This window comes from Phyllobacterium sp. CCNWLW109 (genome assembly GCF_037203905.1).
GTDB classification, from domain to species: domain Bacteria; phylum Pseudomonadota; class Alphaproteobacteria; order Rhizobiales; family Rhizobiaceae; genus Phyllobacterium; species Phyllobacterium ifriqiyense.
Map to the genome: position 1 here is coordinate 12,419 of NZ_JBBCBK010000002.1, position 14,026 is coordinate 26,444.

A 14,026-nucleotide genomic window follows, 5' to 3' on the forward strand; every position below is an offset into this window, starting at 1 on the left:
CTGGCCAAACGGTGATGCTATGCTGAACGATGAACACTCGCACGGCCTATGGGAAAAAACGGCGCCTCCCGCACCGAAAACAGAACCGTTGCGTGGCGATATTTCCGTCGATGTTGCGGTAATCGGCGCAGGCTTTACCGGCCTTTCGGCGGCATTGCATCTTGCTGAAGCCGGAACGAAGATTGCAGTTGTCGACGCGGTGGACATCGGCTTTGGTGGTTCTGGTCGCAATGTTGGCCTCGTCAATGCGGGCATGTGGGTAATGCCAAATGATTTGCCTGCCGTGCTTGGGCAATTGCATGGCGAGCGCCTGCTTGAACTTCTGGGCAACGCGCCGCAATCCGTTTTCAATCTCGTGGACAAACATCAGATCGAGTGCGAACTGGAGCGCAAGGGCACCTTGCACTGCGCCGTGGGAAAAAGCGGGCTGAAGCAGCTCGAACAGCGTGCAGAACAATGGCAGGCGCGTGGCGCGGCTGTTCGTCTTCTGGATGCGGCGGAAACGGCAGCTAAGGTAGGCTCGAGCGCATATACTGGCTCGCTGCTGGATAATCGGGCAGGTACGATACAGCCGCTTGGTTATGTGCGTGGCTTGGCCAGAGCATCACAGGCAATTGGCGTTGCGATATATACCAGGACAGCCGTGAGCGCGACTGAGCGATCCGGCTCGCGTTGGCTTGTGCGGACGCCTTCGGGTACCATTTCGGCTGACTGGGTAATTGTCGCCACCAACGCCTATACCACATCGCCATGGCCCGCTCTCAGAGCTGAACTTTTGCACTTGCCCTATTTCAATTTCGCCACGACGCCTTTGCCGGAAAATGTGCGCGACACGATTTTGCCTGAACGTCAGGGTGGCTGGGATACGAAGGAAATTCTCAGCTCATTCCGGATGGACCGTGCCGGACGCCTTGTTTTCGGAAGCGTCGGTGCGTTGCGCGGAACAGGAATGGCTGTTCACAAAGCCTGGGCTGCAAGATCGATCCGCAAACTCTTCCCCCAAATCAAGGACGTGACCTTCGAAGCTGGCTGGTACGGCAAGATCGGCATGACAAGTGATAATCTTCCAAGGTTCCACACGCTCGCGCCCAATATTATAAGCTTCAGTGGCTATAACGGCCGCGGCATTGCTCCAGGAACTGTTTTTGGGCGCTTGCTTGCCGAACATATTACCGGCCGCGTCAGTGAAGCCGATCTGCCGCTTCCGGTGTCCCAGCCGAAAGAGGAGGGGATGCGCAGTCTTCGGGAAGGTTATTACGAGGTAGGCGCGCAATTGGCGCATCTGGTTGGTAACAGGCTCTAAAACACCTGCTTGCCATTCGGCGCATACCGACTTATCTCTATTTGATGGATAGCAAGAAACCGGCGCGGCCAATCAAGCCAAGCGTCTCAGCAAGTATTTTGGCAGCTGTCAGAAATCGCAACAAGCGCCCTACAGGCGTGACCCGTGTCGTGCGCAATGATTTGCTGATTGCCTCTTACAATGTTCATAAATGCGTCGGGATAGACAAGAAATTTGATCCGGACCGCATCGCACACGTCATCAGTGAAATCGGCGCGGATGTCATCGCCATTCAAGAGGCTGATAAGCGTTTTGGCGAGCGTACCGGATTGCTTGATCTTGCGCGTTTGCATCGCGAAAACAGCCTTGTGCCTGTGCCTGTCACGTCGCTTCATCCCAAAGGTCATGGATGGCACGGCAACCTTCTTTTGTTCAGGGAAGGGGTTGTGCGTCATGTGCAGCAGCTCGTCCTGCCGGGACTTGAGCCGCGGGGCGCATTGGTCGTTGATATTGATCTCGCCGCCGGACCTTTACGGATAATCGCGGCACATTTCGGATTGTTGAGGCATTCGCGCCAGCAGCAGTCAGAAGCGATTTTACGGGCTGTAAATGCCGATCCTTCGCGGCCAACGCTGCTGATGGGCGATCTGAATGAATGGCGCATTGGCAAGGGTTCTTCCTTGCATTTCTTATCGCCGATCTTTGACCCGGTAAAAAATGCCGTGCCAAGCTTTCCGTCACGCTTTCCGGTATTGGCGTTGGACCGGGTATTGGGGCATCCCCATAGTCTGGTGACAACTATCGAAGTTCACGACACGCCCCTGGCGCGCGTTGCCTCCGATCATCTCCCGATCAAGGCCTATGTTGATTTGAAATCAGCTGTAGCGGATGCCGCCTTTGTCAAAGATAGGGTGAGCCTAGCCAGATAATCCTATCCAGCAAACGTTCCCAGAACGAACGGGCGCGCAGGTCCTGAAGCAGAACAGGTTTTGCATCGTTCAGAGCTTTCTGAACCAATCCCTCTACCTTCGATGCAAACTCTGCATCCATGACCTCAAGATCCACCTCGAAATTCAGGCGCAGCGATCGGGGGTCAAGATTGGATGAGCCCACATAGGCCCAAACGCCATCGACTGAAAGCAACTTTGAATGATTGAAGTTGCCGCTGGCGCGCCATATCCGGCAGTGACTTTTCAAAATCTGGTCGAACTGTGCCGTCATAGCGCGATCCACCAGTTTGAGATTGTTGTTGGATGGAATGACGATATCAACTTCAACGCCACGTCGAGCCGCAGTGACCAGGGCGCTGATAAGCTCCCGGTCCGGCAGAAAATAGGGCGACATGATTCGAATGTGGCTTTGCGCTATGGAGAACGCACCCATGAGCATCTTGTGATTGGCTTCAAGGCTGCGGTCCGGCCCGGAGGGTACAGCACGGATGAATACCGGTTCGCCGGATTGCTTTTCCGGAGGAGCAATGTGCCAGGCCTCACCCGTCAAAGCTTCGTTTGTGGAAAAACGCCAGTCTTCAGCGGCTATATGGAAGAGATCGGTGACGATGGGACCAGTCAAGCAAAAATGCGTATCGCGTGCATTGTCTTCGCCTGCAACCTCGGCCGAGAAACCGGCTCGAATGTTCATGCCGCCGGTGAAGACCACCCTTCCATCAACGACCAATATCTTGCGGTGAGTTCGAAGATTGGCATAGGGCAGGCGGAGGCCAATGATAATATTGCCATTGAACACATCCACCTTGACACCGTGCTTGGAAAGGTAGCCGACAATACTCGGAATGGAATAACGCGCCCCGACCGCATCGATTAAAACCCGAACTTCCACTCCACGCTTTGATGCAGCGATAAGCGCGTCCGCAAGGCGCAAACCAATCTTGTCGCGATCAAATATATATGTCTCGACGAGTACGCTTCGCTCCGCCGAGCCCACCGCTTCCAGCATTGCATGATAGGCATCGTCGCCGGTCTGAAGCATGGTGATAGTGTTGCCGGTGGTCAGGCGGCAGCGGCTTACGCGATCGCCCAATGTCTTCATCGCCGAAAGGCGTTTTTCGAAATGTGCCAGAACATCTTTTTCGGTAGCATCAAAACGCAGGAACTGGCCTTGCCCGATCTCATGCAAGAATGCGCGCTGCGATGAAATGGAAGAGCGCCGTATGCGGTTGATGCCCACCACGGCATAAATGACAGCGCCAATGACCGGCGAGAGGATAATAACGCCAACCCAACCAATTGCTGCGCGCACTTCCTCCTTGGTCATTGTCGCATGGATGGCTGCGGGAACGCCAAGAACAATCGACAGGACGAAGAAAATTTGCGGCCAATAAGCAGGGAGGTATTCAGACATTGCGCTTGAACTTCATGTCAAGAAATTGAACTGCGGCGGGATCGCCATTCAGCAAGCGATACGGGCTGATTAGGAATGCGGACTTCAAAACTGGTTCCAGCGCCCTCATGATCACGCAATTCTATGGTGCCGCCATGAGCCCGAACGAGTTCGTGAACAATTGCAAGGCCAAGGCCGGTGCCGCCTGAACGCGCTGAACCCTTGAACGCGGTAAAGAGATTCTCGCGCGCCTTCGCAGGCAGACCGGGGCCGGTATCGTCTACGCCAATGATTGAGGTCGTGCCGATTTGTCCGGCCGTGACCGTCAGCCGCCGGACCAATGATGGATCGCTACGGGTATCTCCGAGCATGGCCTGGACAGAGTTTCGGCAGAGATTGGAAATAATTCGGAAAAATTGATCGGGGTCGACATCAATTTCGAATGTTTCCGGCACAAGATTCTTGAATTCGATAGTTGGTTTCGTCTCGGCTCCCGCCTTTGCATCAAGATCGAGCATTTCCTCAACGTCATTGACGATGGCGTGGAGCTTGACCCTGCGTCTTTGCGGCGGAGCTTCCTGTGTCCCCCCATAGGCGAGAACAGTTTGTGAATAGTTGATGGCCCGGTCGATTGTCCGTACGAGCTTGGGAACAAAACGCTGTATTGCCGGATCGCTGGAATTGGCAAGGTGATCGGATATCAGCTGGGCGGATGCGAGAATATTGCGCATGTCATGATTGATCTTCGAGACGGCAAGGCCGAGATCAGCCAGATGTTTCTGCTCGGAGAGGGTGCGTTGCAGCCGGTGCTGCATATCGGCAAGCTCACGCTCTGCAATACCCAGCTCATCCTCCCGTTTTCCGGGTACGATGATACGCTGAGGGTCATCGGGCTGCTGCGCAAAGGCAAGCATATTATCGCTCATTCGCTGTATCGGGCGAATAAGCAGGCGGCTGATGGCGAGGAAAACGAGACTGGCTGTAATGACCGAGATGAACAAAGAGATCAGGGCAACGTTGCGGGCATAAAGCAGCATGGCATTGCGCAACGGAGCGTCGGATGTGAGTAGCTCTATGACCTTTCCCGTATCGCCCACAGGGCCGTAGACCCGGATAATGCGGTCGCCGCCATAGATGAGTTCGTCAAATGCACCCCGGATCATTGTCAGAGGGTCGGTTACGGTAATGTCGATGTGTTTGTCGACCTTCGAAGGCATATCGGATACCGCTAGCAAGCGGGAAGCTCCATTTTCCTTCAATGCAATGGCCTTGGTGCCCGTCGCCAGCAAGACATCATCCTGCACAGATTGCGGAACGTCTTTGGCGTCGCTGGCTGCCAGCACCACGCTTGCGGCAGCAACAGTATTGAGCCTGTCAGATAGCCAGCGAATGCGCATATCTGCGATGGTGGGAACGAAAATCATGACCTCGGCCAGCAGGCCAAACAGGAGGGTCAGGCGCAGCAACTTGCCAGAAAGACGCTTCAGCACAGGCAAACGCCTTCCCGCACTCATTTGCGGGCTTTGTTCCGGCTTTTGCTGACTGATGACCATATAAGCTCCATTGACCCTACATTGTGTAGGTCAAATGCCCATGCCATACAATAAATCACTTGTGCGAATTTGCCTATTTTTGAATCACGTCCATCAATTGACTTATAGGCCTCACGCATCTATAAGCCGCGCACGTCCGGGTTGACCGCCCCGCGTGACGTTTTATCAACGGTGTATTTTTAATACGCTAACGGCGGTCCTGATATGCTCCTGTCATAGAACAGACCACAAGAAGGGCCGCACACCGCGGTATTTAACAAATGAAGCGTACTTATCAGCCATCCAAGCTTGTCCGCGCACGTCGTCACGGGTTTCGTGCCCGCATGGCAACGGCAGGCGGCCGCAAGGTTATTGCAGCGCGTCGCGCTCGCGGTCGCAAGCGGTTGTCGGCATAAGTCATTCCGCGCGATTTCGTGCGGATGGCCAAAGTTGGCACTATAGAATGAATGAGCAAAAGCCACTCCGCCTTCGCAAGAGAGCGGAGTTTTTGGCTGTCCGTAACGGGGAAAAGCGCCGCGGTGCTTATTTCCTTGTTGAAGTCAAACAGCGGGACGATCAGGACGGTCCCACCCGCGTAGGCTTTACGGTCACCAAGAAAAACGGAAACGCTGTTGTCCGCAACCGCATAAAACGCCGCCTGCGAGAAGCTGTGCGCGTCAATGTTGCTGATGACATGGCTGCCGGAACCGACTATGTGATCGTTGCCCGCCCCGACGCCCTGAAGGCATCGTTTGCGGATTTGACCCGGGAACTCTCAAAACGGGTTGCCAAGAAATCAATGACCCGGCGTTCATCCAAGCCCTGACAGGCGCAGTTGAACCCGACCCGACTGGATTAGACCAAGGACTGACAATGGAAACCAACCGTAATTTCTTCATCACCATTGCCTTATCCATTGTGATCCTGACGCTGTGGCAAGTGTTCTATATGAACCCCCGCGTTGAACAGCAGCGAGAGCAAGCCCAGATCGAAGCGACCCGCCAGGGGCAAACGCGTGTTGACGGGCAGGCCAGCGCGCCCGCTGGGACAAATCCTGACGGAACGGCCACTCTCCCATCATCGACACCAGCGGCCCCCGGCGCAAATATTCCAGGTCAGTCCCCGGAAGCGGCAGGAACTGTGACCCGTGAGGCAGCGCTGGGTCAGACAAGCCGTATCCAGATCGATACGCCCAGCCTTAGCGGTTCGTTGAGCCTGACGGGCGCGCGTTTGGACGATCTGCGGCTGAAGCAATATCACGAGACTGTCGATGATAGCTCGCCGACTATTCAGCTTCTCAGCCCCTCGCAGATGGTCGATGGCCAGTTTGTCGAAATCGGATTTACCGGCAACGACACCACGGGTGCGGTCCCGGGACCAAGCACGGTCTGGACAGTGGAGGGCAATAATAAGCTGACGCCCGCAACACCTGTCACGCTTGCCTTTACCAACGAAAAGGGCCTGACATTCAAGCGCACAATCAGCGTTGATGACAATTACATGTTCACGGTGAAGGATGCCGTGACCAATGGCACCCAAACACCGATCTCCTTGGCGTCCTATGGCCGTGTAACCCGTTTCTCCAAGCCCCTGCATGCAAGCACCTATGTCATTCAGGAAGGCCCTATTGCCGTAACCAACGGCAAGCTGCTTGAATACAAATTCGCAGCCATTGAAAAAGAAAAAGAAGTTTTGCCGGAAAAGACCAATACCGGTTGGATAGGCATAACCGATAAATATTGGGCTGCGGCACTTGTACCATCTCCGGCAAAGCCGTTCCAGGCGCGCATGTCCTATTTCGACAGTGGCCGTCCCTTGTACCAGAGTGACTACCTTTCGGACGCAACGACGATTGAGCCAGGTCAGTCGACAAGCATCGAAAACATGATTTTCGCGGGTGCCAAGGAAGTTGGCAAGATCAGCGCCTATGAAAAAGAACGTAACATTCCTCAGTTCGATCTTCTGATCGACTGGGGCTGGTTCTACTTCATAACCAAGCCAATGTTCTACCTCATCGACTGGCTTTATAAGGCAATCGGCAATTTTGGCGTCGCCATTCTTGTTGTCACCGTTCTCCTGAAAGCGCTGTTCTTCCCGCTTGCCAACAAGTCCTATGCTTCAATGGCGCGCATGAAACTTGTGCAGCCCAAGATGACTGAAATCCGTGAGAAATATGCGGATGACAAGGTCAAGCAGCAGCAAGCCATGATGGAATTATATAAGACCGAAAAGATCAATCCGATCGCCGGTTGTTGGCCAATTCTTATCCAGATTCCGGTGTTCTTCGCGCTCTACAAGGTACTGTACGTCACCATCGAAATGCGCCATGCGCCATTCTTCGGCTGGATTCAGGACTTGGCAGCGCCCGATCCCACATCGATCTTCAACCTCTTTGGTCTTATCCCCTGGACAGTTCCAGCATTCCTGATGATCGGCATCTGGCCGCTGATCATGGGCGTGACGATGTTCCTGCAGATGCGCATGAACCCGACACCTCCAGACCCAACACAGCAGATGATCTTCAACTGGATGCCCGTTATTTTCACATTCATGCTGGCCAGCTTCCCGGCTGGTCTGGTGATCTACTGGGCCTGGAACAACACGCTATCCATCACACAGCAGGCGATCATCATGAAGCGCCAGGGCGCGAAGGTGGAGCTTTGGGACAATCTTTCGGGGCTGTTCCGTAAAAAGCCAAAACCGGCCGAATAACATCGGCTCGGCAAGAGCTTAGGAGCCCCCGGCATGATCGGGGGCTTTTCTTTTGATGGCTTCCGGTTGATAACAACCCGATCAATATTGAATGCAGTCTAAAGCAAATTTGACATTTGCGTCCCACCGGTCGCAGACCACTGGTACCGACCGCCTAACGAATGGAAAAGACGTGAACGAAGCGCAAAACAATATAAACAGGCTCATCGAAAAGGGCCGGATGCTCTTCGCCAAGGGATGGGTTTTCATCCGCGGGGTTCCTGCGATGAAATTCCTCCCGCCGGAAGGGCCGCTTGAGATCGCGTTTGCCGGACGTTCAAATGTCGGTAAATCCTCATTGATCAACGCGATAATTGGGCAAAAGGGCCTGGCACGTACGTCGAATACACCGGGCCGGACCCAGGAACTGAATTACTTTGTTCCCGAAGGCTATTCAGGCGAAGATGGTGATCTGCCACCACTCGCTGTTGTCGACATGCCGGGCTATGGCTTTGCAGAGGCGCCGAAAGAGCAGGTCGATGCCTGGACGCGACTTGTTTTTGATTATTTGCGTGGACGCACAACGCTTCGACGCGTCTATCTTCTGATAGATGCCCGCCACGGCATTAAGAAGAATGATGCCGAAGTGCTTGATCTGCTCGACAGAGCGGCGGTCTCGTATCAGATCGTCCTGACAAAGATCGACAAGATCAAACCCGCCGGTGTTCCACGGTTGATGGATGAGACGGCATTGGCGATCAAGAAGCGTGCAGCCGCCTATCCGCACATATTAGCAACGTCGTCGGAAAAAAGCTCTGGTCTTGATGAGTTGCGGGCGGCAATTGCCCAGCTGCTGGAAGAACAGGAAAATCGATAAAAAGCCCCGCTGATCCGGGTGTCGGTGGATTCTGCGGGGCAATTATGCGCAGATGCCAGTCTGCGCATGTCTGTTGCTCAGATTACATCTTTGGCAACAATACTTTGTCGATAACGTGGATCACACCATTCGATTGATTGACGTTAGCAATGGTTACATTGGCGACGGTGCCATTCTCATCGGTAAGTGTGAGCTTTTTGCCTTCATATTTTGCAGTCCAGACACATCCGCCAACAGTCTTTACTGGATGCGCGCCCTTGTCATCATCGACCATCTTCATGATTGCCTTTGAAGACGCATTGGCCGCAACAACGTGGCAGGTCAGGATTTTGGCGAGCTTGTCCTTGTTTTCAGGCTTGAGCAAAGTGTCTACGGTGCCTTTTGGCAAAGCGGCAAAGGCCTCATTTGTCGGGGCAAACACGGTAAACGGGCCTTTGCCTGACAAAGTTTCGACCAGTCCGGCAGCTTTGACAGCGGCCACGAGCGTGGTGTGATCCTTGGAGTTAACGGCATTTTCGATGATGTTCTTGTTTTCATACATGGCAGCGCCGCCGACCATAGGGTTCTTTGCATAGGCTACGCCGGCAATCAGCATTGTCGAAAGCGCGATCAGACCAAGTGATTTCTTTAACATGTCTCTCTCCACTGTTTGTTTCCCTCGGTTGAGTTCAGATGGAGATACGGGGCCAGTTTGATTTAAGTTTCAAAACACCTACATTAAATTTCGCGCACGGTACCGGCCGCAACAATTGCGCCAGTTGCTGTCTTGTTAGGTGAGCCGCCGAGAGGCTCCAATGTAATGGCGAGCGTTGTCCCTTCCTGCAGCTTTCCCGCAAGTGATCTGTCGAGAGGAAACTCAGTAAGTTGTGCTGACTTGATGAGGCCAAGCGAGACAGGCGCGTCGGTGCCGGCAATCAGCCATAGTTCAAGTGAACGATCTGCTGGCAACTCGCCTGCCACGAGGCTGACCTTCAATTGCTTGCGATCCTGATTATACACAGCAACCGTGCGGTAGGCGCTACCACTTGCATCCATTGACGCAATGAGCTGCCTATCGGGCGCAGAAGAATTGTTCAGGAAATCGCGGCCGAAGCCGATAGCAGCAAGAACCAGCGCAGCAAAGGCAACGGCGCGCCAGAAGGCAAGATTACCGAAGAATGGAGCAGATTGCTGACTAACCGTTCCAAACAGGCGTTTGTCGATAAGAGCCTTCATATGCGATGGCGGAGTTACCGGATCAAACTCTGCATTCATTCCATCGAACTGCTGCTGCCAGCGGGCCACAAGCCGGGCGAATGACACATCAGTGGCGATACGCCGTTCAACGCTTTGCTTCTCGTCCAGTGCAAGCACGCCCAGCACATACTCAGCGGCGATGAAATCATCGTCCGGCGGTGTGCTATCTGTTGGGGTCGCGCTCATGCTTCGAGACATTCCTTCAATTTGAGAAGACTGCGCCGCAGCCAAGTCCTCATCGTATTCAGTGGTACTTTGTGCCGCGCCGCCAAATCCTCATAGCTGTCGCCATTCAGATAGGCACCTCGCACGGCACTTGCTCTGGCTTGATCCAATTGGCCGAGGCAATCATAGATACGCCGTGACTCACTCGCAGCGATAGAAGATTGTTCCGGGTTGGCTGAAGGTTCTGCGATGTTGGCTGCCTGATCGAGATCGCTGGACGATGGTTTGCGTGCACGCAAGATATCAATGCAATGGTTCCGGGCAATTGCAACCAGCCATGAAATAGGGCTGGTTTCGGCGATCGCAAATCGGTCGGCTTTGTTCCAGATCTTGACGTAGATGTCTTGTAGCGCGTCTTCAGCCTCCGTTCGGTTGCTCAAGATACGCAGGCACACACCAAAAAGTTTCGCGCTCGTTGATGAATAGAGGGCATCGAAAGCATTGCGGTCCCGAAGCGAGACTCGTGTTATGAGCTGGGAGATGCCTTCAGGCGTCATACGACAGCGTTTCCAACTTTCTTCTATTTGAACCAAGTTAAATCTGCCTGACAGACTTGCTGTCAATGGTCATCGGGCAAAAACATTCGCAAATAGCCGAAATCATGTTTGCCCCGTCTCGACTTTAGCGTTAAGAACCCACCGTCCTTGCAAAACTGGAGCTCTCGCATCCATGTCATCCCCTACTGAAGCCGACCGCACTGCTGAAGTTCAGGCCAGCCTGCTTTCTGCAGCGCTTCCCTATATGCAGCGCTATGAAAACAAGACCGTTGTGGTGAAATATGGCGGTCATGCCATGGGGGATGCGGCATTGGGCAAAGCCTTTGCACGCGATATCGCCCTTCTAAAACAGTCGGGAATCAATCCGATTGTCGTCCATGGCGGTGGTCCGCAGATCGCGTCAATGCTCGCAAGAATGGGCATTGAATCAAAGTTCGAAGGCGGATTGCGCGTTACCGATGCAAAGACGCTGGAAATCGTTGAGATGGTGCTGGCAGGATCGATCAATAAGGAGATCGTAGCTCTGATCAATGCCGAGGGCGAATGGGCTATCGGGCTGTGCGGCAAGGACGGAAACATGGTCTTTGCCGAGAAGGCAAAGAAAACCATCATCGATCCGGACTCCAATATCGAGAAGATCGTTGATTTGGGTTTTGTCGGAGAGCCGGTTGAAATAGACCGTACGCTGCTTGATCTGCTGGCCCGGTCCGAAATGATTCCAGTCATCGCTCCCGTTGCGCCGGGGCGGGATGGAAACACCTACAACATCAATGCTGACACCTTTGCTGGCGCGATTGCCGGTGCATTGGCGGCATCACGTCTATTATTCCTCACAGATGTGCCGGGCGTTCTCGATAAGAACAAGGAACTCATCAAGGAGCTTTCCGTCGGACAAGCGCGTGCGCTGATCAAGGATGGCACAATTTCCGGTGGAATGATCCCGAAGGTGGAAACCTGTATTGACGCGATCAATCGCGGCGTTGAAGGCGTTGTCATTCTCAACGGCAAGACACCTCATTCAGTGCTTCTGGAACTGTTCACCGAGCGGGGTGCCGGAACGCTCATCGTCCCCTGATCATTTTTTCAAGTGATCAAGAGGGATTTTCCCGGGACCTTTGATATTCTGTAAAACCAGCTGGGTGTGCACGTCGCGCACACCCTTTAACCGCATGAGCCGATGCATGACGAAGGCGTTGAGATCATCAACGTCTGGAACCATCACATGCAACAGAAAATCATGCGTGCCAGTCATCGTCCAGCAGGATGAAACTTCGTCCAGCCGTTGAATTTCTGCGATGAAACGTTCCGGCGAATCGTCGCTATGCGTATTCAGACGCACTTGAATGAACACTTCCACCATCAAGCCAATGGCTTTTCTGTCGATAATGGCAGCAAAGCCTTTGATTGCTCCGCTTTCCTGCAGCGCTTCAAACCTTCTGGCGCAGGGAGTGGCCGAAAGGCCGACAGATTGCGCGAGGTCCGTAACCGGAATACGACCATTATCCTGCAAGGATCGCAGCATTCTGATTTCAAATTCATCAAATTGAGGTTCTTTCACCCGATTCTCCCAAATTATAGGTGTGATTGCCTCCAAATATTCGCTTAAGGAGATGAATAGGTCAAATTCACCTCAAGCCTCGCTCTAATCTGATTTCGATACAATTGGAGGAGGAGGGTATCATGACCGTTTCGGTAGAAGCATATGCGCGCGAATGTGCCGAGCAGGGATTGCGTGGTAATTATACGGTTTGTCAGCCAGATTTTACCGTGGAGCAAAATTACGATTATTCAAACGAGGATCAGGAGGTTTGGCGCACCCTTTGCGACCGCCAGACCAAACTCACCTCAAAGCTTGCTCATCGCTCCTATCTCGATGGTGTTGAAGCACTAGGCCTATTGGAGCAGATCCCGGATTTTCACGAGGTAAGCGAGCGTCTGCACAAGCTGACAAATTGGGAAATTGTTGCTGTTCCGGGTCTCATCCCGATCGAGCCATTTTTCGATCATCTCGCCAATCGCCGTTTCCCGGTGACGAACTGGCTGCGCAGCAAGAAGGAACTCGATTACATCGTCGAACCGGACATGTTTCACGACTTCTTTGGCCATGTGCCAATCTTGAGTCAGCCGGTCTTTGCGGATTTCATGCAGCTTTACGGACAAAAAGGCGGTGAAGCTGTAAAAATGGGCGGCGATCAGATGGTTTCGCGGCTGTACTGGTATACGGCCGAATTCGGCTTGATCCAGGAAGAAGGCGCACCGCTCAAGGCATTTGGTGCCGGGTTGATGTCGTCCTTCAGCGAACTGCAATTTGCGGTGACAAGCTCTGATGCCCATCATGTGGCATTTGATCTGGAAACAGTCATGCGTACCGGTTACGAGATTGACAAGTTCCAGCGGGCATATTTTGTGCTGCCCACATTTGACACGCTGCGGGATGCGTTCAGCAATGCTGATATGCCGACCTTGATTGCGAAATGGAAGGATGCAGACCCGCTTGACGCGGCTGCTGTGTGAGTTTTCTCAGGCCGCTTCTTTCATCCCGGACTGGATGAATACACAATTGCGGCCATTGCGCTTGGCCTCGTAGAGTTTGCGGTCGGCGGTCTGAAAATGATCGACGACCGCGCCGCTGGATATGTCGACGATCCCGCCAATGCTGACGCTCAGTCTGACGCGCTCGCTATGGGGTGTTCGGTAATCCATGCGGTTTACCTCAGCCCGGATTATCTCGGCAACCGCAGTTACGCGGCTGTTTTCTTTTGTCGCCAGATAGACGCCGAATTCCTCACCGCCGATGCGTCCGATACTATCGTCTGTGCCAACGCAATCCGTTATGCAACGCGCAATAGCCATCAGGGCACCATCGCCCACATAATGGCCGTGAACATCGTTGATCTTCTTGAAATGGTCGACATCAATGATGAGAAGCGAGCAGGGCTGACGTGTCCTTACTTCGTCAAGATGATCGAAAAATGCCTCACGATTAAGCAGGCCCGTCATGCTGTCGCGTGATGATTTCTCAAAGAGCTTTGCATTTGTGACTTCCAGCTCTTCTTTCACGCGCCTGAGCGCTTCCAAAGCGCGGCTTAGCCGCTCGGATTGCCGGATGACGATAAAGGAGAGGATCGGAGAGATCAGCACTGGACAAACCGTCGCGATGACATAACCCATCGCATTATGCATGTCATTGGCATGCATAATGATCCCGGTGATCAACAATGAGCATATCACCGAGACGATCGTTATGGTCAGACATTTGAGAAGAATTCTGGACATTAATGGGTCCTGACCCTAACCTCGGAAGCAACAACACGGTTTACTACGACGAATTCATGAAACAGCAGTT

The 14,026-nt window shown here is 53.4% G+C and carries 15 protein-coding genes; 8 read left to right on the forward strand and 7 right to left on the reverse strand.

The annotated features are described in order from the left end of the window. The first annotated feature begins 19 nt into the window (after positions 1-19). Complete coding sequence (locus V9K92_RS05350) at positions 20-1,303, forward strand: NAD(P)/FAD-dependent oxidoreductase (protein WP_337353519.1); 1,284 nt, start codon at positions 20-22, stop codon at positions 1,301-1,303. Positions 1,304-1,344: 41 nt separating this feature from the next. Continuing rightward, a complete protein-coding gene (locus V9K92_RS05355; RefSeq protein WP_435530081.1) occupies positions 1,345-2,211 on the forward strand; it encodes an endonuclease/exonuclease/phosphatase family protein in 867 nt (288 codons plus the stop codon). Here V9K92_RS05355 and V9K92_RS05360 read toward each other — a convergent pair. Next, the gene (locus V9K92_RS05360) at positions 2,183-3,643 is read right to left on the reverse strand and encodes a phospholipase D-like domain-containing protein (RefSeq protein ID WP_115051455.1); all 1,461 of its coding nucleotides are present in this window, start codon (positions 3,641-3,643) and stop codon (positions 2,183-2,185) included. The two genes, V9K92_RS05355 and V9K92_RS05360, sit on opposite strands and share 29 nt — an antisense overlap. Positions 3,644-3,660: 17 nt before the next feature. Then, entirely contained in the window at positions 3,661-5,175 is a 1,515-nt protein-coding gene (locus V9K92_RS05365; protein ID WP_370878777.1) for a sensor histidine kinase, read from the reverse strand. Positions 5,176-5,435: 260 nt separating this feature from the next. Here V9K92_RS05365 and rpmH point away from each other — a divergent pair, with 260 nt between their 5' ends. The 4 genes from rpmH (at position 5,436) to yihA (ending at position 8,722) form a co-directional block, all read left to right on the forward strand. Then, positions 5,436-5,570: a 50S ribosomal protein L34 gene (rpmH, locus tag V9K92_RS05370; protein ID WP_040853797.1), complete on the forward strand. Its 135-nt coding sequence runs from the start codon at positions 5,436-5,438 to the stop codon at positions 5,568-5,570. Between the two features lie 47 nt (positions 5,571-5,617). Next, positions 5,618-5,980, forward strand: a complete 363-nt coding sequence (gene rnpA / locus V9K92_RS05375) for a ribonuclease P protein component (protein ID WP_307282321.1) — start codon at positions 5,618-5,620, stop codon at positions 5,978-5,980. 47 nt (positions 5,981-6,027) lie between these two features. Then, on the forward strand, positions 6,028-7,866 hold the full coding sequence (gene yidC, locus V9K92_RS05380) for a membrane protein insertase YidC (RefSeq protein WP_115051452.1): 1,839 nt from the start codon (positions 6,028-6,030) through the stop codon (positions 7,864-7,866). Positions 7,867-8,086: 220 nt separating this feature from the next. Next, positions 8,087-8,722 carry a ribosome biogenesis GTP-binding protein YihA/YsxC gene (gene yihA, locus V9K92_RS05385; protein ID WP_307286340.1) on the forward strand — a complete coding sequence of 212 codons (636 nt, stop codon included), beginning with the start codon at positions 8,087-8,089 and terminating at the stop codon, positions 8,720-8,722. An 82-nt stretch (positions 8,723-8,804) separates the two neighbouring features. Here the strand turns inward: yihA and V9K92_RS05390 are convergent, their stop codons facing one another. The 3 genes from V9K92_RS05390 to V9K92_RS05400 all read right to left on the reverse strand — a co-directional run bounded on the left by V9K92_RS05390 (position 8,805) and on the right by V9K92_RS05400 (position 10,680). Further along, positions 8,805-9,356, reverse strand: a complete 552-nt coding sequence (locus V9K92_RS05390) for a fasciclin domain-containing protein (RefSeq protein ID WP_115051451.1) — start codon at positions 9,354-9,356, stop codon at positions 8,805-8,807. Positions 9,357-9,439: 83 nt separating this feature from the next. Continuing rightward, on the reverse strand, positions 9,440-10,144 hold the full coding sequence (locus V9K92_RS05395) for an anti-sigma factor (protein ID WP_307282325.1): 705 nt from the start codon (positions 10,142-10,144) through the stop codon (positions 9,440-9,442). Beyond that, entirely contained in the window at positions 10,141-10,680 is a 540-nt protein-coding gene (locus tag V9K92_RS05400) for a sigma-70 family RNA polymerase sigma factor (protein WP_115051449.1), read from the reverse strand. The genes V9K92_RS05395 and V9K92_RS05400 overlap by 4 nt, the downstream gene beginning before the upstream one ends. Before the next feature lie 172 nt (positions 10,681-10,852). On the opposite strand from V9K92_RS05400, the gene argB reads away from it, so the two are divergent. Further along, positions 10,853-11,755, forward strand: coding sequence for an acetylglutamate kinase (gene argB / locus V9K92_RS05405; RefSeq protein ID WP_115051448.1), 903 nt, complete (start codon positions 10,853-10,855; stop codon positions 11,753-11,755). On the opposite strand, the gene V9K92_RS05410 is transcribed toward argB, so the two are convergent. Further along, positions 11,756-12,238: an Lrp/AsnC family transcriptional regulator gene (locus V9K92_RS05410; protein WP_307282328.1), complete on the reverse strand. Its 483-nt coding sequence runs from the start codon at positions 12,236-12,238 to the stop codon at positions 11,756-11,758. It abuts the gene before it with no gap. A gap of 122 nt (positions 12,239-12,360) precedes the next feature. On the opposite strand from V9K92_RS05410, the gene phhA reads away from it, so the two are divergent. Next, the gene (gene phhA, locus V9K92_RS05415; protein WP_336440695.1) at positions 12,361-13,194 is read left to right on the forward strand and encodes a phenylalanine 4-monooxygenase; all 834 of its coding nucleotides are present in this window, start codon (positions 12,361-12,363) and stop codon (positions 13,192-13,194) included. Between the two features lie 6 nt (positions 13,195-13,200). Here the strand turns inward: phhA and V9K92_RS05420 are convergent, their stop codons facing one another. Continuing rightward, entirely contained in the window at positions 13,201-13,956 is a 756-nt protein-coding gene (locus V9K92_RS05420) for a GGDEF domain-containing protein (protein ID WP_307282332.1), read from the reverse strand. Positions 13,957-14,026: the final 70 nt, after the last annotated feature.

Coding starts and splice junctions, on each gene's coding strand:
- V9K92_RS05350 (WP_337353519.1), top strand. CDS start 20: ATGCTGAACGATGAACACTCGCACGGCCTATGGGAAAAAACGGCGCCT.
- V9K92_RS05360 (WP_115051455.1), bottom strand. CDS start 3,643: ATGTCTGAATACCTCCCTGCTTATTGGCCGCAAATTTTCTTCGTCCTG.
- V9K92_RS05365 (WP_370878777.1), bottom strand. CDS start 5,175: ATGGTCATCAGTCAGCAAAAGCCGGAACAAAGCCCGCAAATGAGTGCG.
- rpmH (WP_040853797.1), top strand. CDS start 5,436: ATGAAGCGTACTTATCAGCCATCCAAGCTTGTCCGCGCACGTCGTCAC.
- rnpA (WP_307282321.1), top strand. CDS start 5,618: ATGAATGAGCAAAAGCCACTCCGCCTTCGCAAGAGAGCGGAGTTTTTG.
- yidC (WP_115051452.1), top strand. CDS start 6,028: ATGGAAACCAACCGTAATTTCTTCATCACCATTGCCTTATCCATTGTG.
- yihA (WP_307286340.1), top strand. CDS start 8,087: ATGCTCTTCGCCAAGGGATGGGTTTTCATCCGCGGGGTTCCTGCGATG.
- V9K92_RS05390 (WP_115051451.1), bottom strand. CDS start 9,356: ATGTTAAAGAAATCACTTGGTCTGATCGCGCTTTCGACAATGCTGATT.
- V9K92_RS05395 (WP_307282325.1), bottom strand. CDS start 10,144: ATGAGCGCGACCCCAACAGATAGCACACCGCCGGACGATGATTTCATC.
- V9K92_RS05400 (WP_115051449.1), bottom strand. CDS start 10,680: ATGACGCCTGAAGGCATCTCCCAGCTCATAACACGAGTCTCGCTTCGG.
- argB (WP_115051448.1), top strand. CDS start 10,853: ATGTCATCCCCTACTGAAGCCGACCGCACTGCTGAAGTTCAGGCCAGC.
- phhA (WP_336440695.1), top strand. CDS start 12,361: ATGACCGTTTCGGTAGAAGCATATGCGCGCGAATGTGCCGAGCAGGGA.
- V9K92_RS05420 (WP_307282332.1), bottom strand. CDS start 13,956: ATGTCCAGAATTCTTCTCAAATGTCTGACCATAACGATCGTCTCGGTG.